This window comes from Paraburkholderia sp. 35.1 (genome assembly GCF_050436525.1).
Classification (GTDB): Bacteria; Pseudomonadota; Gammaproteobacteria; order Burkholderiales; family Burkholderiaceae; genus Paraburkholderia; species Paraburkholderia tuberum.
In genome coordinates, this window is record NZ_JBNDMJ010000003.1 from 1,377,189 (window position 1) to 1,395,531 (window position 18,343).

Sequence of the window (18,343 nt, forward strand, 5' to 3'; positions counted from 1 at the left end):
AAGCCGCTCCGAGGAGCGGCTTTTTTTTCGTCCCGCGTTCGAAGCTGGAACGCGAAGCAATCAACGACTCAGCGCGCTTCGACCTGCCTGAGCACCTCGTCGACGATCTGTTCCGGCGTCAGATCGATGCTGACCGTGATCGCTTCGTCGTCACCGGGCTCCTCGAGCGTATCGAGCTGGCTTTGCAGCAGCGACGGATCGAAGAAATGCCCAGTGCGATCCCCGAGACGCTCCGCGAGCACCTCGCGCGAACCCCTCAGGTAGACGAAGCACACGTCCTTGTCGCCGGCACGCAGAATGTCGCGATACGAGCGCTTCAGCGACGAACACGTGAACACCGCCGTCTCGCCCGCTTTCTGCTTTTCCTCGATCGCCGCGCGGATCGTCTTCAGCCACGGCCAGCGGTCTTCGTCGGTGAGCGGAATGCCGTGGTGCATCTTCTCCTTGTTCGCCGCGCTATGGAACGCGTCGCCGTCGGTGAACGCGCAATGCAGGCGCTCGGCCAGCATTTCGCCAATCCTCGTCTTGCCGGCGCCCGACACGCCCATTGCGATCAGAATCATTTGAAACTCCTTACAGGACCGCCGCGAGTGCGAAGGTCAGGCCCAGCCCCATCACCGAAATGATGGTTTCGAGGAGCGACCACGTCTTGAAGGTCTGCACCACCGTCATGCCGAAATATTCCTTGATCAGCCAGAAGCCGCCGTCGTTCACGTGCGAGAAGATCAGCGAGCCCGAGCCGGTCGCGAGCACCATCAGTTCCGGCTTCACCTGCACCGCGCCTGCAGCCGCGATCGGCGCGACGATGCCGCAGGCGGTCGTCATCGCGACGGTGGCCGAGCCGGTCGCGAGACGCATCATCGCCGCGACGAGCCAGCCGAACAGCAGCGGCGACAGATGCACCGCGGTCGCCACGCTGGTGATTTCCTTCGAAATGCCGCTATCCATCAGTACGCGGCCAAAACCACCGCCCGCACCGACGATCAGTGTAATACCCGCGATCGGCGCGAGACATTCTCCGCAGAACTTCTGAATCTGCTCGCGGTTAAAGCCGCGGCTCGCGCCGAAGGTCCAGAAGCTGACCAGCACGGCCGTCAGCAGCGCGACGTCGGTGTTGCCGAAGAAGCGCAGCAGATCGTTCGGCAGCGTCTTCGGCTCGAAAACCAGGTCGGCCCAGCTGCCGACCAGCATCAGGACCACCGGCAACAGGATCGTGACCAGCGTGATGCCGAAGCCCGGCAGTTCGCGCTTCGGTGCAGCGGTCTTCGCGGCGTTACCACTTTGCACGCCGTTGGCGTCCTTCACGTCGCTGCCCAGAAATTGCGCGGCAAGCGGATTTTCCTTCGGCAACTGGACATGACGGCTCACCAGCAACGCGAACAGCGGACCGGCGACGATCGCGCACGGCACGCCGACGATCAGACCGTAGGCGATCGTCTTGCCGATGTCCGCGTGATACGCCTGCACGGCGAGCAGTGCGGCCGGGTGCGGCGGAATCAGCCCGTGCACGACGGACAGACCCGCGACCATCGGCAGGCCGACCAGCAGCAGCGATTTGTTGGTGCGCTTGGCGACGTTGAACGCGATCGGAATCAGCAGCACGAAGCCGACTTCGAAGAACACCGGCAAGCCGACGATGATCGCGACCACCATCATCGCCCAGTGAATGTGTTTCTCACCGAACCAGTTGATCAGCGTGGTCGCGATGCGCTCGGCGCCGCCCGATTCGGCCATCATCTTGCCGAGCATCGTACCGAGACCGACGACGACGGCAATGTGCCCGAGCGTGTTGCCGTTCCCCGTTTCGAACGATTTGACGATGGTCTGCATCGGCATGCCGGCCACGAGGCCCAGCAGCAACGACACGATGATCAGAACGAGAAACGGATAGACCTTGAAGCGCGTGATCAGCAAGATCAGCAGCGCGATCGCGATCAATGCGTAGACCAGCAGCAAGCTGCCGTGGGCAGATTCCATGAAGCCCCTCCTTTGGTTTATTGACTTCAGAGTGCGGATGCGGCCGGCACTTCGTCTCACGGCAACCTGCGCGATGCCTGAAAACCCGGCTAGCCGCGCGGACGCTGAATTCTACTGTTTGTTTCCAGAAAGCGCGCGCAAATCCAGCACGCATATCAGGTAAAAAAAGAGTCTCGGCGCGACAGCCTGATGCGGCTGTATCGACGAGACTCCTCGGCCCGGTTCAGTTGACCGATGCGCTATTGGGTTGTGGAGCTTAGTGCGCGGGTGCCGCCAGTTGGCTCGCGGCGCGCGCGAGGCGCGTGAGCTCGTCCCAGTTCTGCGCGGCGAGCGCGGCCTTCGGCGTGAGCCACGAACCGCCGACACAGACCACGTTCGGCAGCGACAGGAAGTGCGGCGCGCTTTCCGGCGTGATGCCGCCGGTCGGGCAGAACTTCAGCGCCGGGAACGGGCCGTGGAACGCCTGCAGCATCGGCACGCCGCCCGCCTGCTGTGCGGGGAAGAACTTGACGATCTCGTAGCCGAGCTCGAGCGCGAGGATGATGTCCGACGGCGTCATCACGCCGGGCAACAGCGGCAGACCCACATCCTGCGCGGCCTTGTGCATGTCCTTGGTCAGACCCGGCGACACGCCGAACTGCGCGCCCGCCTTCTTCGCCTGGGCGCAATGCTCGGGCTTCGTGATCGTGCCGACACCGACCACGATGTCGTCCGCGAGTTCGCACGCACGCTCGATCGCGCCGAGGCCCGCCGGCGTGCGCAGCGTGATTTCGAGCACCTTCACGCCGCCCGCGTGCAACGCGCGCGACACGTGTTCGCCCTGTTCGACCGTGTCGAACGCGAGCACCGGAATCACCGGGCCGAGGCGCACGATATCGCTTACTGTTTTCGACGTCATAGTCAGACTCCTTGTTTCTGCAGCGCCGCGCCGGCTTGCGCGGTGCTCGTGTGATGATGGTCGCTGGATTGATGGTCACCGTCGTGGCCGTGCTTGTGATGGCCGCCGTGGCCGTGCTGGCCGTCGACCGTGCCGCCCTCGCCGACCAGCTTGCCGAACACCGACGCGCCCTGCTCCGCCGGCGCCGCCGCCGCACGGAACACGCCGAACAGCTCGCGGCCGAAGCCGACTTCGTTGTCCGCCTGATGCAGCGGCTCGGCGTTCGGACGCGCGGCCCACTCGGCTGCGTCGATCTCGATGTCGAGCACGCCCGCTTCGGCGTCGATCACCAGCATGTCGCCCGTGCGCACTTTGCCGATCGGGCCTTGCAGCAATGCTTCCGGCGACAGATGGATGACCGCCGGCACCTTGCCCGACGCGCCCGACATACGGCCATCGGTCACCAGCGCGACATGGAACCCCTGATCCTGCAGCACACCGAGCAGCGGCGTCAAACGATGCAACTCGGGCATGCCGTTGGCGCGTGCGCCCTGGAAGCGCACCACCGCGATGAAGTCGCGCTTGAGCTCGCCCTTGTCGAACGCTTCCTGCACCGCTTCCTGCGAATCGAACACGATTGCCGGCGCCTTCACCTTGCGATGCTGCGCCGCGACCGCCGAAATCTTGATTACGCCGCGGCCGAGCTTGCCCTGCATCAGACGCAGGCCGCCGTCCGGCTGGAACGGCTCCTTGATGCCGCGCAGCACCGCTGTGTCCGCGCTCGCCTCGACACCTGCCACCCATTGCAGCTTGCCGTCGAGCAGCTTCGGCTCCTCGGTGTAGCGCTTCAGACCCTTGCCCGCGACCGTGTTCACGTCTTCATGCAGCAGACCGCCTTCGAGCAGATTGCGCACGAGGAACGCGACGCCGCCCGCCGCGTGGAAGTGGTTCACGTCGGCCTTGCCGTTCGGATAGATCTTCGCAAGCAGCGGCACCGCCTGCGACAGCGTGTCGAAGTCGTCCCAGTCGATCACGATGCCGGCCGCGCGCGCGATTGCGACGAGGTGCAGCGTGTGATTGGTCGAGCCGCCGGTCGCCAGCAGCGCGACGATGCCGTTGACGATCGCCTTTTCGTCGACCACATGGCCGATCGGCATGTAGTGGCCGCGCTCGACCGTCAGATCGAGCACGCGGCGCGCGGCCTGCGCGGTCAGCGCGTCGCGCAGCGGCGTGTGCGGATGCACGAAGGCCGAGCCCGGCAGATGCAGGCCCATCACTTCCATCAGCATCTGATTACTGTTCGCGGTGCCGTAGAACGTGCAGGTGCCGTGGCTGTGATAGGCGGCCGCTTCCGCTTCGAGCAGCGCGTCGCGGCCGCACTGGCCGGTCGCGAACTGCTGACGCGTCCTGGCTTTGTCGTCGTTCGACAGGCCGCTTGCCATCGGGCCGGCCGGCACGAAGATGGTCGGCAAATGGCCGAACTGCAGCGCGCCGATCAGCAGGCCCGGCACGATCTTGTCGCAGATGCCGAGGCACAGCGCCGCGTCGAACATGTTGTGGGTGAGCGCGACGGCCGTGCTCATCGCGATCACTTCGCGCGAGAACAGCGACAGCTCCATGCCCGCGTTGCCCTGCGTGACGCCGTCGCACATCGCCGGCACGCCGCCCGCGAATTGCGCGACGCCGCCGTTTTCACGCGCGGCCTGCTTGATGATGTCCGGGTAGTTTTTGTACGGCGCGTGCGCCGACAGCATCTCGTTGTACGACGACACGATGCCGATATTCGGCTCGCGAATCTGCTTGATCACGAGCTTGTCGTTGCCCTCGAGGCCGGCGAAACCGTGAGCGAGGTTCGCGCACGACAACGCGCCGCGCGCCGGAAAGCGCCCCTGCGCATGCTCGATGCGGGCCAGATACGCTGCGCGCGTGGGCTTGCTGCGCTCGATCACGCGTTGCGTGACCTTCAACAATTGCGAATGCGGGGAAACCATCGGAGCTCCTTCGTCGCTGGCGGCAGGTGCACGCATGACACCTGGCGGTATCGCGGGGTTGTGATATCGAACGACGCCATCTTAGTAGAAAAACTACACGATCGCAATGACGAACTCTGTTGCAGCGCCGCATGGCGCGGATCGCCAAGTCGCCATACTGGCAGCGCCTTAGCGCTTTACAGCAGAAACCCAGGGAATACACTTACTCGCCGATATGTAGTTTTTGTACCTAGCTTTTGTGCGCCAACGACCAATCGGATATAGTCCACACGTTCTTCAGCATAGTGCGAGTTTTCCGATGATGCTGTCCCAGGTGGAAGAGATGCGCGACCAGTTGCGCCCGTCCGAGCGCAAGCTGGCCGATTACGTGATCGAGGCGCCGCGCGAGGTACTCGATCTGTCGATGACCGAGGTCGCCGCGCGCGCGGGCGTGAGTCAGCCGACGATCGCGCGCTTCTGCCACGCGCTCGGTTTCTCCGGCTTTCGCGAATTCAAGATCCGTCTCGCGCAGGGCATCGCCAGCGAAGTGCCCGCCGTCTATCGCGACGTGCGGCCCGACGAGCCGACGCCGGGCGTCGCCGCGAAGGTGCTCGACCGGACGATCGGCGCGCTGATTCAGGTGCGCAACAATCTGTCGTCGGATAGCGTCGCCGCGGCGATCGACATGCTCGCGCAAGCGAAGCGCATCGAGTTCTACGGGGCGGGCGGCTCAGGCATCGCCGCGCTCGACGTGCAGCACAAGTTCTTTCGGCTCGGCATGCCGAGCGTCGCGTATTCGGACCCGCATACGTTTCTGATGTCGGCCGCGCTGCTCGGACCTGGGGACGTGGTCGTCGCGATTTCCAATACGGGCCGCACGCGCGACATCATCGATGCCGCGAAGGCCGCGCTGAACGCGGGCGCGAAGGTGATCGCGATCACGCACGGCAACTCGCCGCTCGCGCGGCTCGCAACCGTGGGCCTCTTTGCGAACGTCGACGAAGACACCGACATCTTCTCCCCGATGACCTCGCGCGTGTCACATCTGGCGATCGGCGACATTCTGGCGGTCGGCGTCGCGCTGAGCCGCGGGCCCGAACTGCTGGAGAAGCTCGCGCAAACGAAGGAAGTGATCCACCGGCGGCGGGTGGATTCGCAGGGGTGATCCGCTGCGATGTAACGCGGAACGACGGGGTAACGCAAAAGGGCGGTGTGCCATTCAGCCGGCATACCGCCCTTTGGTCTATTCCAGCGCCCTGCTTAACGCCGTCAGCCGCTCAGAACGGCTTGATCACTACCAGCGCGACCGCCGCGAGCATACCGAGCACCGGCAGCTCGTTGAACATCCGATACCACTTGTCCGAGTGGCGATTCTCGCCGCGCTCGAACCTGCGCAACAGCACGCCGCAATACGCGTGATAGATGACGAGGAGCACGACCACGCCGACCTTCGCGTGAATCCAGCCCTGCCCGCTGCCGATGCCGATCACGAGCCACAACCACAGGCCGCACGCGATCGCGGGCACGGCGATGAAGCTCATGAAGCGGAACAGCTTGCGCGCCATCAGCAGAAGACGCGCCGTCGCGGCGGGTTCCGTTTCCATCGCCAGATTGACGAAGATGCGCGGCAGATAGAACAGGCCGGCAAACCAGGAGGCAATCAATACGATGTGAAACGTCTTTACCCAAAGCATCGGCGGGGGTCCTTGTGGTCCTTGTTGTTGTGGCGCTTCGACTCGTGCTTTATTGACGGCCTTCGCCATGACCCAGCACGACGTATTTCAGCGACGTCAGCCCTTCGAGGCCGACCGGGCCGCGCGCGTGCAGCTTGTCGTTGGAAATGCCGATCTCGGCGCCGAGGCCGAACTCGAAGCCGTCCGCGAAACGCGTCGACGCGTTGACCATCACGCTCGCCGAATCGACTTCGCGCAGGAAGCGCATCGCGCGGTCGTGGTCTTCGGTGACGATCGCGTCGGTGTGCTGGGAGCTATACGTGTTGATGTGCTCGATCGCCGCGTCGATGCCGTCGACCACCTTGATCGCGAGCACCGGCGCGAGATATTCGGTGCGCCAGTCTTCCTCGCTCGCATCGACGAGCGGACCGACGCCCGCATCGGCCAGCACCGCGCGCGCCGCCGCATCGACGCGCAGTTCGACGTCCTTGCCGCGATACAGCATGCCCAGCGGCGGTAGCACTTCGGCCGCAATGCCGCGCGCGACCAGCAGCGTCTCCATCGTGTTGCAGGTGCCGTAGCGGTGCGTCTTCGCGTTGTCGCAAACGTTGAGCGCCTTCGTCAAGTCCGCGCGATCGTCGACATAAACGTGGCAGATGCCGTCGAGGTGCTTGATCATCGGCACGCGCGCTTCGTTCATCAAACGCTCGATCAGGCTCTTGCCGCCGCGCGGCACGATCACATCGACGTACTCGGTCATCGTGATGAGCTTGCCGACCGCCGCGCGGTCCGACGTCGCGACCACCTGCACCGCGTCCTGCGGCAGACCGGCCGCTTCGAGGCCCTCGCCGATCAGCTTCGCGAGCGCGGTATTGCATTCGAGCGCTTCCGAGCCGCCGCGCAAAATGGTCGCGTTGCCGGACTTCAGGCACAACGCCGCCGCGTCGATCGTCACGTTCGGGCGCGATTCGTAAATGATGCCGATCACCCCGAGCGGCACACGCATCTGGCCGACCTGGATGCCGCTCGGCCGGTACTTCAGATTGCTGATCTCGCCGATCGGGTCAGCCAGCGCCGCGACCTGGCGCAGGCCTTCGACCATCGTTTTCAGCGCCTTGTCGGACAGCGTCAACCGGTCGATGAACGCGGCATCGTGGCCGTTGCCGCGGGCGCGTTCGAGGTCGCGCGCGTTGGCGGCCTTCAGCAGATCGGCATCGCGCTCGATCGCCTCGGCAACGGCCGCAAGCGCCGCATTCTTCGCGGCGGTCGACGCCCGCGCCATCGCGCGCGAAGCCTGACGGGCGCGTTGGCCGAGGTCGGTCATGTACTGGTCGATATCCATGGTCATTCTCGTGATGCCCCGCACGTTGGCATGCGGTGGTCGGGCAGGATTAGCGAAAGATCAAACGATTGTAAGTCGGGTACCGGGGCTTTGCTCGCACGCGGGCGGCGGGGTGCACTGGGCTGTCGCAGGTTCGCCGATGCGTTTCGTTCGGCGCGTGGCACGCGAAACACGCTGGTCTGTATGTGTGGAACGACTGGCAGTTGGTACACGATTGCTCGCGTCAGCCACTGCTTCGACGCTCGCGCGAATCAGCTGTGCCGCTTCAGACTGGCCGCCGCACCGGCGCCGCAGTTGGCACCCTAGGTCGCGGCGGCGGCACTGGCGAAGCTGCCGACGGTTTCGGCGCCGCCACCGTCATCGCGAGTTCGAACAGGCCGTCCCACGGATCGGGCGGCGGATCGTTGCGATGATTACCCGGCGTGCCGCCCGACAGCCCCTTCACCTGCCGGTCGAGCCGCGCCGCCAGCGCGAGTGCCTTCTCGAGCGCCGCTTCGCTGACGCGCGACAGCGCAGGTCCGATCAGCCGTTCGCGCGGACCCCACACGCGGTTCTCGCGCGTGAGCATCGCGAGCGGCTTGCCGGCCGCGACGCCGCGCTTGATCCGCAGCAGCGTGCGCACTTCTTCGACGACCGCCCACAGCACGAGCACCGCGGCCTCGCCTTCACCGCGCAGCCCGTCGAGCATGCGCGCGAGACGGCCGACGTCGCCCGCGAGCATCGCCTCGTTGAGCTTGAACACGTCGTAGCGCGCGACGTTGAGCACCGCGTCCTGAACCTGATCGAAGCTCAGCGAGCCGTTCGGATACAGCAGCCCGAGCTTCTGGATTTCCTGATGCGCGGCCAGCAGATTGCCCTCGACGCGCTCGGCGATGAACGCGAGCGCACGCCGCCCCTCCTCGCCGGCTGCGACGCGCTGACCCTGGGCCGCGAGCCGCTGCCCGACCCAGTTCGGCAGCTGCGCGCGCTCGACCGGATCGATCTTCAGCGCGACGCCGGCGTCGGCGAGCGCGGTGAACCATGCCGACTTTTGCGTGGCCGCATCGAGGCGCGGCAGCGTAATCATCGTCAGCACGTCGTCGTTGACGGTGGATGCGAGCACCTTCAGCGCATCGGCGCCTTCCTTACCGGGTTTGCCCGACGGAATGCGCAACTCGACCAGTTGACGGTCGCCGAACAGCGACATCGACTGGCTCGCGCCGAGCAGCGAGCTCCAGTCGAAACCGCGCTCGACCGTGAACACCGAGCGGTCGGTGAAGCCGGCCGCGCGCGCCGCCGCGCGGATGCGATCGCATGCTTCCTGCGCGAGCAGATGCTCGTCGCCGTATACGACGTACAGTCCGGCGAGGCCGCGGGCGAGATGCGCTTCGAGCGCGTCAGGTCGCAGTTGCATGGCTGGCGGTTGACGGGATGAATGAGATTCGACGAATCACGAACGGCGCGATGCTCACAGCGGCGGCGGCGGCAGCGGTGCGCGCGGCACGATGGCCGGCACGGCCTCGGCCGGCGTCGGATGCAGCGAGCGCACCACGCCGAGACGGCGGACGAGCTGATCGACCGCGTCGTTTTCCATGTCGGCGAACAGGATGTCGGACTCGGCGGCCTTCGCCTGCGAGAACTGGTCGCTATAGGTCATCGCGCGGTTCAGCGCGATCACGCTGCCCGGAATCAACACGGTGCCGTCCTTGCCGGTCAGCGTGTAGGTCATCTGCAGATTCAGCTGATACTCGGCGACGACGCCCAGCGAATTCAGCGTCAGCGTGCTGACGTTGCGGTTCTGCGTGATCTGCAGCAGCGCATCGGCATTGGCGGGCGAGCTGACCACCACGGTGTCGCTGCCGCCCTGCACGATGCGCGTGAAGCGCGCCATGGCCGCGGGCGAGCCGCCCGCCACATAGAGGCGCTTGAACGCGAAGTCCTGCTGGCCGCGCAACTGGAAGCCGCAGGCCGACAACATCATTACGCTGCAAGCGAGCGTCAAAAACGATCTGCGAGTCACATTCGCTCCCGGTTCGCAGTGGATTCGCGGTGCCGAGAAACGCCGCCGGGCGGGCGGCGCTCCGTCTGCCGGATGAGGGCCTGGAACGTCAAACGACCACGTTCACGAGACGGCCCGGCACCACGATGATCTTCTTAGGCGCCTTGCCTTCGCTGAACTTCACGACCATTGCGTGCTCGGCCGAGAGCTGCTCGATCGCTTCGCGCGACGCGTCCTTCGCGACCGTGATCGCGCCGCGCACCTTACCGTTCACCTGCAGCACGAGTTCGATCTCGGCCTGTTCGAGCGCCTTCTCGTCGACCTTCGGCCACGGCGCGTCGAGCAGTGGGCCGAATTCGTCGGCATAGCCGAGCTCCTGCCACAGCTGGAACGTCAGGTGCGGCACGACCGGGTACAGCACGCGCAGCATCACACCGTAGGTTTCACGCAGCACGGCGGTCTGCGCGCCCTTCGCGCCGTCGAGCGCGTTGAGCATCTTCATCGCGGCCGATACCACCGTGTTGTACTGAAGACGCTGATAGTCGAAATCGGCCTGCTTCAGCACGCTATAGATCTCACGACGCAGCGCCTTGTCGGCGTCGTTGAATCGTGCGGCGTCCAACTGGCCGCCCGCGCGCAGCGCGGCTTCGTTCGAATAGCCGAAGTTCCACACGCGACGCAGGAAGCGGCTCGCGCCTTCGACGCCCGAACCCGACCACTCGAGCTGCTGCTCGGGCGGAGCCGCGAACATCACGAACAGACGCGCGGTGTCCGCGCCGTGCTGATCGATCAGCATCTGCGGGTCGACGCCGTTGTTCTTCGACTTCGACATCTTTTCGATGCCGCCGAGCACGACCGGCTGGCCGTCAGCGTTGAGCACCGCGCCGACCGGGCGGCCCTTGTCGTCGAACGACACGGTCACTTCCGCCGGGTTGTACCAGGTTCTTCTTGCCCGCTTCGTTTTCGCGGTAATAGGTTTCGTTGAGCACCATGCCCTGCGTGAGCAGGTTCTTCGCCGGTTCGCCGAACTTCACGAGACCGAGGTCGCGCATCACCTTCGCCCAGAAACGCGAGTACAGCAGGTGCAGGATCGCGTGTTCGATACCGCCGATGTATTGATCCATCGGCGCCCAGTAGTCGGTGCGCTCGTCGACCATCGTCTTCGCATCCGGCGACGCGTAGCGGTAGAAGTACCACGACGAATCGACGAAGGTGTCCATCGTGTCGGTTTCGCGCTTTGCCGCGCCGCCGCAGCTCGGGCACGTGCAGTTCAGGAACGCTTCGGACTTCGCGAGCGGATTGCCCGTGCCGTCCGGCACCAGGTCTTCCGGCAGCACGACCGGCAGGTCTTTTTCCGGCACCGGCACGTCGCCGCACTTCGGGCAGTGGATGATCGGGATCGGCGTGCCCCAGTAACGCTGGCGCGACACGCCCCAGTCACGCAGACGCCACGTGATCTGCTTGTCGCCGAGGCCCAGTTCCTTGAGATCGGCGGCGATGCGGTCTACGGCTTCGTCGTAGGCGAGGCCGTCGTACTTGCCGCTGTTCACCAGCGTGCCGGTCTTCTCGCCGTACCACTCCGCCCACGCTTCGGTCGAGAATTCCTTGCCCTCGACCGCGACGACCTGCCTGACCGGCAGACCGTACTTCTTCACGAACGCGAAGTCGCGCTCGTCGTGCGCCGGCACGCCCATCACCGCGCCTTCGCCGTAAGTCATCAGCACGTAGTTGCCGATCCACACCTCGACCTTCGCCTGCGTCAGCGGATGCGTGACGTAGAAGCCGGTGGCCATGCCTTTCTTTTCCATCGTCGCGACGTCGGCTTCGGCGACGCCGCCGCGCTTGCATTCGTCGATGAACGGCTGCAGTTCCGGCTTGTCTTGCGCGAGACGCGTGGCGAGCGGATGCTCGGCGGCGATCGCGCAGAACGTGACGCCCATGATCGTGTCGGCGCGCGTCGTGAACACGCGCAGCAGCTTCTGTTCGCCGTCGATTTCATACGGGAAGCCGAAGTTCACGCCGAAGCTCTTGCCGATCCAGTTCTGCTGCATGATCTTCACGCGCTCGGGCCAGCCGAGGCCTTCGAGATCGTTCAGCAGTTCATCCGCGTACTGCGTGATGCGCATGTAGTACATAGGGATTTCGCGCTTTTCGACGAGCGCGCCCGAGCGCCAGCCGCGCCCGTCGATCACCTGCTCGTTCGCGAGCACGGTCTGGTCGACCGGGTCCCAGTTCACGGTGCCGGTTTTCTTGTACGCGATCCCCTTTTCGAGCATCTTCAGGAACAGCCACTGGTTCCACTTGTAGTAGTCAGGGCTGCAGGTCGCGACTTCGCGCGACCAGTCGATCGCGAGGCCCATCGACTGCATCTGCTTCTTCATGTAAGCGATGTTGTCGTAGGTCCACTGCGCGGGCGGCACGTTGTTGGCCATCGCGGCGTTCTCCGCCGGCATGCCGAAGGCGTCCCAACCCATCGGCATCAGCACGTTGTAGCCGTTCATCCGCAGATAGCGGTACATCACGTCGTTGATCGTGTAGTTGCGCACGTGCCCCATGTGCAGCTTGCCCGACGGATACGGCAGCATCGAGACGCAGTAGAACTTGGGCTTGTCGGTGGTTTCCGTCGTCTTGTAGGCGTCGATCGCGCGCCATTGCCCTTGCGCGGCGGCTTCGACGTCGGAGGGAACGTATTTTTCGTGCATGGTGTGATGGGATCGCCAGGTTCGGTGCTTTCGCACCGGCCCGGTGCTCTGCAGAATGTCGTTGCGTCGTGTCCCCTTCGGCGGGGAAAGGGCTGATTATACCGTTCGCGGACGGGTGCGCCGCGCGGCGTGGTGCGGGACTGGGTATGCCGGATTCGTGAACGCGGTGCGCACCCGGTGGCGCTCAGTGCTGCGCGGCGGGCGGCGGCGGGTCCGTCACGAAGCCGATCCGCTCGAGCCCCGCCTGCTGCGCGGCGCCCATCACCTGCGCAATCACTTCGTAGCGCGTCGAGCGCTCCGCGCGCAACTGGAGGTCCGGCTGGTCCGCCCGCTTGCCGGCCTCGGCGAACTGCGCGCGCATCTGCGCGAGCGTGATCGGCTTGCCGTTCCAGTAGAGCTTGCCGGCGCCGTCGATCGAAAGGGAGATGGTTTGCGGGGTCTGGCGCGCGGGCGCCGCCGCGACCTTCGGCAGATCGAGCCGAATCGCGTGCGAGAACAGCGGCGCGGTGATGATGAAAATCACCAGCAGCACCAGCATCACGTCGATCAGCGGCGTCATGTTGATCTCGGCCATCGGCGCGGCCGTCTGCTTCTTCTCGAGTCCGCCGAATGCCATGTCGCCTCCTTGCGTCTGAGCTTGCCCGTGCGATGGGCGGTGTGTCGTGCGAGAAAGGTCGCGATGTGCCGAGCCCGCCGCGCGTGACAAGTCAGCGGTGCGCCTCGCGCGCCGCCTGCTGCGCGCGCGGAGGCGTCGGCGCGTGCTCGGTTGGGGAGCACACGTACGCATGCAGATCGTGCGCGAATCCGTCCAACTCCTCGGACAACTGCCGCACGAGACGGCCCAGCACGTTGTACGCGAGCACCGCCGGAATCGCCACCACCAGACCGAACGCGGTCATGATCAGCGCTTCGCCCACCGGTCCCGCGACGTTCTCGATCTGCGCCTGCCCGCTCGCCGCGATGCTGCCGAGCGCGTGATAGATACCCCATACGGTGCCGAGCAGACCGACGAACGGCGCGGTGCTGCCAACCGACGCAAGCAGCACCTGACCGAACTCGAGCCGCCGCTGCGACGCATTGAGCGCCTGGCGCAGCGCGCGCAGCACCCGTTCGCTGCGCTCGACGCGCGCGAGCAGCGCGCCCGGAATGTCGACCTCGGCCGCATTCAGCGCCGCTTCGGCGAGCGGCGCGAACACGCGCTCACGATCAGTGCGGCGCAGGATGGCGACGCCTTCGGCGAGCGTCGGCGCCTGCCAGAAGCGCGCGATCGCCCGGTCGGCCTGGTGTTTCGCCCGCGTCAGAATCCAGCTCTTGACGATCAGAAAACACCAGCTCGCAATCGACATGGCCAGCAGCACATAGGCGACGCCATGCGTGATTGCGTCGCTCGTTTGCAGGTAATGGATGATGCCGCTGCTGCCTGCCATCTGACCTCGCCTTGGGAAAGTGACTTCGGGAGGGCGCACTCGGGATGCGCTACTCCGCCTCTGCGCAACGGGCTTCGCTCAACGCAGGCCGAGCACGTCCTGCATGTCGAAGAAGCCGTTGTCGTAGCCTTCGAGGAAGCGTACAGCACGAAGCGCGCCTTGTGCATATGACAGGCGGCTTGCCGATTTGTGCGTGATCTCGATGCGCTCGCCGATGCCCGCGAACAGCACCGTATGATCGCCGACGATATCGCCGCCGCGAATCGCCGAGAAGCCGATCGTCGACGGATCGCGCTCGCCGGTCACGCCTTCGCGGCCGTAGATCGCGCAGTCGTCGAGGTTGCGGCCGAGCGCGTTGGCGATCACTTCGCCCATCGTCAGCGCGGTGCCGGACGGCGCGTCGACCTTGTGACGATGATGCGCCTCGATGATCTCGATGTCGTAGCCGGTCGAGAAGTGCCGCGCCGCGTATTCGAGCAGCTTCAGCGTGACGTTCACGCCGACGCTCATGTTCGACGCGAACACGACGCCGATCCTCTGCGCCGCCGCGTGCAACTGCGCTTTTTGCGCGTTGTCGAAGCCGGTCGTGCCGATCACCATTTTCACGTCGTGGCGCTGCGCGGCTTCGAGATGCGCGAGCGTCGCGTCGGGACGCGTGAAGTCGATCAGGTAGTCGGATTCGGCGAACACACGCTCGATGTCGTCGGACAGCAGCACGCCGGTCTCTTTGCCGAGGAACGCGCCGGCGTCCTGGCCAAGCTGCGCAGCGCCCGTGCGGCAGAGCGCGCCGGACAGCGTCGCGTCGGCATCGTCGAGGACGGTTTCGATGAGCATGCGGCCCATCCGGCCCGATGCGCCTGCAATGGCAATTTTCATGACGATGAGGATTCGAAAAGAGTCAACCGGTATGGAGCCCGGCAAACGCGGCCCGGCGAATGCCCGGACCAGTGTGCCGGGGAATGCGCCCGGCCGATATAGGGACACGCGGCGGCAGGGAGCAAAGTCACCCGGCTCGCTGCTGGAGCCAATGCGGGCGGCCAACCGGGACGGCTCGCTCAGGTGACTGACCGATACGGCCCGCTGCGGCGACCCACTGTCGCGGCAACCGCGGCAACACATTCATGCGGCCCAAGCGGCGCATTTCCGACCTCGCCTGGTGCCGGACAAACACACATCTGGCGGGCGCCGCACATGTGGCGCGCAGCCCGCCTCACAACACCGACGAGCAAATCAGTTGCTCGTTCCCGGCGTCGCCGGCGAAGTGTTCAGCGTCGGGCTGCCGCTGCTTTGCGAGCCCGTCGGGCCGACCGGGTTGCTTTCGTTCTCCTGAGCGGGCGGCGGCGGACGCTTGAACTGGAACTGCGGCTGACCGCCGGACGTCGGGCCTTGCGTCGGGATCCCGCCAGCGTTCGCTCGCGGCACGGCCGACCGCACGGACGGCGCGCGGCTCGGCGTCGGCACCGCGCTCGTTGCGCGATTGGCCGCCTGAGCGGCTTCCGCGTTGGCGTCCATGGACGGCGTGGCGGCCTGCTGGGCGCCTTCGACCGACGGCGAGCGCGTCGTATCCACGGTAGCCGGTGCCGCGGCGGCGGCCGCTGCGTCGCTGGCTGCCACGGCGTTGGCGGCCTCGGCCGCGCTCGTCGCGCGCGGCGGCGTCGCGTTCGGGCGGCGGCCACGGCGATCACCGTCGATTTCGGCCAGCAATTCGAGATTGGTCGGCAGATCCTCGCCGCCCGTCCAGTGGGTCACGAGGTCGCCGGAGAAGTACACGACGAAGTCACGCTGCTGCACGATCGACGTCGAGCCGCGCTTGAAATAGAACACGTAATCCCAGCGATTCGCGTGGAACATGTCGGTCAGCAGCGGCGTGCCGAGCAACTGACGCACCTGCGCGCGCGTCATGCCGACCTTCATCTGGTCGGCCATTTCCTGCGACACAAAATTACCTTGCACAACCGTAATCCGATACGGCGTAATGCGTTGGGCAATGCGCTGGGTCAGGCTGTCGTATGTGGAACATCCGGCAAGAACCGCGACAGTCGCAACAGCGATCAAGGTACCCCGCATGCGGCTCCCCCGGTAGATCAATTGAGATTTAGAAATCATTTCACTCACCGTGCGGGCCCGCTTGCGGGCCGCGCTCATTCCATCGAAGATGACCAGAACGGCAAAAACACATTACTATGAGAGCCCAGCATTGTACTCTAGGGATCCCTTGTCATGACCAATCCAACCGATCTCAAGAATATCGGGCTCAAGGCGACCCTTCCGCGCCTCAAAATCCTTGAGATTTTTCAGCATAGTCCGGTACGTCACCTGACCGCCGAAGACGTGTACCGCAACCTCCTGCACGAGGAACTCGATATCGGTCTTGCCACCGTGTATCGCGTGCTGACGCAATTCGAGCAGGCCGGCCTGCTCTCGCGCAGCAATTTCGAATCGGGCAAGGCGGTGTTCGAACTGAACGAGGGGTCGCACCACGACCATCTCGTGTGCCTCGATTGCGGGCTGGTCGAAGAATTTTTCGACCCCGAAATCGAAAGCCGTCAGCAGTCCATCGCCAAGGCACGTGGCTTCAAGCTGCAGGAACACGCGCTGGCACTGTATGGGGCGTGCACGAAGGAGAATTGCCCGCATCGCAAGCACTGATGCGTCGCAGTCGGGTGGGAGCATGCGGCCTGGCAAGTCGAACAAAAAAACCCGGCCGATGGGGATCGGCCGGGTTTTTTTGTTCAGGCGGCCGCAAGCACCGCTATCCAATCAACTCCGCGCTCGGCTCGAAGGCGAGCCGCCACGGCTCGGCCAACTGCAATTCGTCGCAATTCGGCGCATCGCCGCCGCGATCGACGACGATGAAATCGCTGACCTGATCGAGCGCGAGCAGCGGATGGTGCCAGACCCCTTTCGCGTAATTGACGCCCTGCCACGCATCGGTCCAGAAAGCGCGCATGCGCGCGCCGTCGAACTCGCCGGCCGGCGCGACCACCATCAGATATCGGCCCGCGCGTAAGGGAATGAAAGCCTGGCTGCCGAGCGGATGCCGCTCCATCATCGTGATCTCGACGGGCAGCGCGCGCGGCTGCGCGCGAAACAGACTGACGAGCGGCCGGCCGCCCTGCTCCACCACGTCGACGCGCGCGAGGTCGTGATAGCGCTCGGTGGTACCGCCGTTGATCGGAAAACAACGCGCGCCGTCGAGTTCGATCACGTCGCCGAACGGCGCGAAGGCCGCGCGCGTCAGGCGTTCCATCTGCAGGATCCTCATGCGTGCCGCTCCATGACGTTGCTTGCGTTAAGCGATCTCGCCCCACAGACGCAGGCGCGACACGCCGCCGTCCGGGAAGATGTTGAAGCGCACGTGCGTGACCGGCCCGAGTGCGGCGAGGTCGTCCGCGAACGCGTGCACGTGATCCATCTGCAGTTTCTGTTCGCCGAGCAGCACCGGCCAGAACATCGCCTGCGTGACGAGGGAATCGTCTGTGCCGCCCGTCACCGATGCCGCCTGCAGCGAGCAGCGATCCGGGAAGTTGCCCTTGAAGTGCGCGGTGTCCACTTCGATCTTGCGGATCACGCCGGGCCGCGCGAGCGCGACGATCGCCCAGTCGTTGCCCGGCTCGCGACGCCGCCGCGTTTCCCAGCCGTCGCCCATGTTCACGCCACGGCCCGGCATCAGCATCTGCGAGGCCGGCCCGAAATGCTGGTTGTTCGCGGCGACGAGGTACGCGCCGTTTTCGATCGCGGCGAGATCGAGCAGCGTGCCGCGCTCGACGCGGCTCCAGTCGCGCTGCGGCTGGCCATACACGCGCAGTCGCGCGAGCCCGCCGTCCGGATACAGATTCACGCGCAGATGGGTGACCGGGCGCGCGTCTTTCACCTCGACGTAGTGATGCTGGTTGCCCTGTAGCGTTGTCGCCGGCACGAGCGGCTGCCAGTCGGCGTGCTCGGGCGGAACGTCAGCGTCGCTATGACAGGCATCGATCGACGCCGCCGGCGGGAAATTGCCGGTGAAGTGGCTCGTATCGAGATCGACCCCATGCACGACGCCCGGCCGCGCGAGCCGGATCACGCAATGGTCGTGGCCGGTCGTGCGCTTGCGACGCGTCTCCCAGCCGTCCATCCACTTGCCGTGGTCGTCGTATTTGCCGGGGATGAACACCGCCGGCTGCGGGTCGAGCATGCGCTCTTTCGGCGCGAAGAATTCGTCGCTGGCGAACAGCGCCTTCGCGCCGAGGCGCGGATCGGCGAGGTTCATGTAGCGGCGTGTGAAGGCGGGAGCGTTCGGGTCGAGGATCGGGTTGGCCATGATGTCGGTCGGTGTCGAAGAGGTCGGAAACAGCCGGCGGCGCCACGGCAACCGCCGGCTTTGCGAAAAAAGGTCGAGGAGCTATCTAGGAAGC

General features: G+C 65.4%; 16 protein-coding genes and 1 pseudogene. 2 read left to right on the forward strand and 15 right to left on the reverse strand.

The window, feature by feature from the left end:
- Positions 1–68: 68 nt before the first annotated feature.
- The 4 genes from OKW27_RS26415 to edd all read right to left on the reverse strand — a co-directional run bounded on the left by OKW27_RS26415 (position 69) and on the right by edd (position 4,845).
- Positions 69–563: a gluconokinase gene (locus OKW27_RS26415; protein WP_429335314.1), complete on the reverse strand. Its 495-nt coding sequence runs from the start codon at positions 561–563 to the stop codon at positions 69–71.
- A 10-nt stretch (positions 564–573) separates the two neighbouring features.
- Complete coding sequence (locus tag OKW27_RS26420; RefSeq protein ID WP_090801835.1) at positions 574–1,977, reverse strand: gluconate:H+ symporter; 1,404 nt, start codon at positions 1,975–1,977, stop codon at positions 574–576.
- Between the two features lie 256 nt (positions 1,978–2,233).
- The gene (gene eda, locus OKW27_RS26425; protein ID WP_090801837.1) at positions 2,234–2,875 is read right to left on the reverse strand and encodes a bifunctional 4-hydroxy-2-oxoglutarate aldolase/2-dehydro-3-deoxy-phosphogluconate aldolase; all 642 of its coding nucleotides are present in this window, start codon (positions 2,873–2,875) and stop codon (positions 2,234–2,236) included.
- Between the two features lie 2 nt (positions 2,876–2,877).
- The gene (edd, locus tag OKW27_RS26430) at positions 2,878–4,845 is read right to left on the reverse strand and encodes a phosphogluconate dehydratase (protein ID WP_429335315.1); all 1,968 of its coding nucleotides are present in this window, start codon (positions 4,843–4,845) and stop codon (positions 2,878–2,880) included.
- Between the two features lie 298 nt (positions 4,846–5,143).
- Between edd and OKW27_RS26435 the strand changes: the two genes are divergently transcribed.
- Positions 5,144–5,989 carry a MurR/RpiR family transcriptional regulator gene (locus OKW27_RS26435; RefSeq protein ID WP_090801838.1) on the forward strand — a complete coding sequence of 282 codons (846 nt, stop codon included), beginning with the start codon at positions 5,144–5,146 and terminating at the stop codon, positions 5,987–5,989.
- A 112-nt stretch (positions 5,990–6,101) separates the two neighbouring features.
- Here the strand turns inward: OKW27_RS26435 and OKW27_RS26440 are convergent, their stop codons facing one another.
- The 9 genes and pseudogenes from OKW27_RS26440 to OKW27_RS26480 form a co-directional block, all read right to left on the reverse strand.
- On the reverse strand, positions 6,102–6,518 hold the full coding sequence (locus OKW27_RS26440) for a CopD family protein (protein WP_090801840.1): 417 nt from the start codon (positions 6,516–6,518) through the stop codon (positions 6,102–6,104).
- A gap of 49 nt (positions 6,519–6,567) precedes the next feature.
- On the reverse strand, positions 6,568–7,839 hold the full coding sequence (locus OKW27_RS26445) for a glutamate-5-semialdehyde dehydrogenase (protein WP_429335316.1): 1,272 nt from the start codon (positions 7,837–7,839) through the stop codon (positions 6,568–6,570).
- Between the two features lie 265 nt (positions 7,840–8,104).
- Positions 8,105–9,232, reverse strand: a complete 1,128-nt coding sequence (holA, locus tag OKW27_RS26450) for a DNA polymerase III subunit delta (protein WP_090801843.1) — start codon at positions 9,230–9,232, stop codon at positions 8,105–8,107.
- A 54-nt stretch (positions 9,233–9,286) separates the two neighbouring features.
- Entirely contained in the window at positions 9,287–9,838 is a 552-nt protein-coding gene (gene lptE, locus OKW27_RS26455) for an LPS assembly lipoprotein LptE (RefSeq protein ID WP_176078962.1), read from the reverse strand.
- A gap of 88 nt (positions 9,839–9,926) precedes the next feature.
- Positions 9,927–12,519: pseudogene (leuS, locus tag OKW27_RS26460) on the reverse strand (leucine--tRNA ligase).
- A gap of 184 nt (positions 12,520–12,703) precedes the next feature.
- Positions 12,704–13,135: an ExbD/TolR family protein gene (locus OKW27_RS26465; RefSeq protein ID WP_090801848.1), complete on the reverse strand. Its 432-nt coding sequence runs from the start codon at positions 13,133–13,135 to the stop codon at positions 12,704–12,706.
- 91 nt (positions 13,136–13,226) lie between these two features.
- Positions 13,227–13,946 (reverse strand): MotA/TolQ/ExbB proton channel family protein, encoded by a 720-nt coding sequence (locus OKW27_RS26470; protein ID WP_090801849.1) that lies wholly within the window; start codon positions 13,944–13,946, stop codon positions 13,227–13,229.
- Positions 13,947–14,024: 78 nt separating this feature from the next.
- Complete coding sequence (gene dapB, locus OKW27_RS26475) at positions 14,025–14,822, reverse strand: 4-hydroxy-tetrahydrodipicolinate reductase (RefSeq protein WP_429335317.1); 798 nt, start codon at positions 14,820–14,822, stop codon at positions 14,025–14,027.
- Between the two features lie 354 nt (positions 14,823–15,176).
- The gene (locus tag OKW27_RS26480; RefSeq protein ID WP_090801852.1) at positions 15,177–16,013 is read right to left on the reverse strand and encodes an outer membrane protein assembly factor BamE; all 837 of its coding nucleotides are present in this window, start codon (positions 16,011–16,013) and stop codon (positions 15,177–15,179) included.
- 153 nt (positions 16,014–16,166) lie between these two features.
- Here OKW27_RS26480 and fur point away from each other — a divergent pair, with 153 nt between their 5' ends.
- On the forward strand, positions 16,167–16,595 hold the full coding sequence (gene fur / locus OKW27_RS26485) for a ferric iron uptake transcriptional regulator (protein WP_013090534.1): 429 nt from the start codon (positions 16,167–16,169) through the stop codon (positions 16,593–16,595).
- 103 nt (positions 16,596–16,698) lie between these two features.
- Here fur and OKW27_RS26490 read toward each other — a convergent pair whose 3' ends face one another.
- Positions 16,699–17,211 carry an ureidoglycolate lyase gene (locus OKW27_RS26490; protein ID WP_429335318.1) on the reverse strand — a complete coding sequence of 171 codons (513 nt, stop codon included), beginning with the start codon at positions 17,209–17,211 and terminating at the stop codon, positions 16,699–16,701.
- Between the two features lie 27 nt (positions 17,212–17,238).
- Positions 17,239–18,249 (reverse strand): allantoicase, encoded by a 1,011-nt coding sequence (gene alc / locus OKW27_RS26495; RefSeq protein WP_090801856.1) that lies wholly within the window; start codon positions 18,247–18,249, stop codon positions 17,239–17,241.
- Positions 18,250–18,343: the final 94 nt, after the last annotated feature.

What these genes read in the sequence shown, in the direction of transcription:
- OKW27_RS26415 (WP_429335314.1), bottom strand. Translation starts at nt 563, where the DNA reads ATGATTCTGATCGCAATGGGCGTGTCGGGCGCCGGCAAGACGAGGATT.
- OKW27_RS26420 (WP_090801835.1), bottom strand. Translation starts at nt 1,977, where the DNA reads ATGGAATCTGCCCACGGCAGCTTGCTGCTGGTCTACGCATTGATCGCG.
- eda (WP_090801837.1), bottom strand. Translation starts at nt 2,875, where the DNA reads ATGACGTCGAAAACAGTAAGCGATATCGTGCGCCTCGGCCCGGTGATT.
- edd (WP_429335315.1), bottom strand. Translation starts at nt 4,845, where the DNA reads ATGGTTTCCCCGCATTCGCAATTGTTGAAGGTCACGCAACGCGTGATC.
- OKW27_RS26435 (WP_090801838.1), top strand. Translation starts at nt 5,144, where the DNA reads ATGATGCTGTCCCAGGTGGAAGAGATGCGCGACCAGTTGCGCCCGTCC.
- OKW27_RS26440 (WP_090801840.1), bottom strand. Translation starts at nt 6,518, where the DNA reads ATGCTTTGGGTAAAGACGTTTCACATCGTATTGATTGCCTCCTGGTTT.
- OKW27_RS26445 (WP_429335316.1), bottom strand. Translation starts at nt 7,839, where the DNA reads ATGGATATCGACCAGTACATGACCGACCTCGGCCAACGCGCCCGTCAG.
- holA (WP_090801843.1), bottom strand. Translation starts at nt 9,232, where the DNA reads ATGCAACTGCGACCTGACGCGCTCGAAGCGCATCTCGCCCGCGGCCTC.
- OKW27_RS26465 (WP_090801848.1), bottom strand. Translation starts at nt 13,135, where the DNA reads ATGGCATTCGGCGGACTCGAGAAGAAGCAGACGGCCGCGCCGATGGCC.
- OKW27_RS26470 (WP_090801849.1), bottom strand. Translation starts at nt 13,946, where the DNA reads ATGGCAGGCAGCAGCGGCATCATCCATTACCTGCAAACGAGCGACGCA.
- dapB (WP_429335317.1), bottom strand. Translation starts at nt 14,822, where the DNA reads ATGAAAATTGCCATTGCAGGCGCATCGGGCCGGATGGGCCGCATGCTC.
- OKW27_RS26480 (WP_090801852.1), bottom strand. Translation starts at nt 16,013, where the DNA reads ATGCGGGGTACCTTGATCGCTGTTGCGACTGTCGCGGTTCTTGCCGGA.
- fur (WP_013090534.1), top strand. Translation starts at nt 16,167, where the DNA reads ATGACCAATCCAACCGATCTCAAGAATATCGGGCTCAAGGCGACCCTT.
- OKW27_RS26490 (WP_429335318.1), bottom strand. Translation starts at nt 17,211, where the DNA reads ATGAGGATCCTGCAGATGGAACGCCTGACGCGCGCGGCCTTCGCGCCG.
- alc (WP_090801856.1), bottom strand. Translation starts at nt 18,249, where the DNA reads ATGGCCAACCCGATCCTCGACCCGAACGCTCCCGCCTTCACACGCCGC.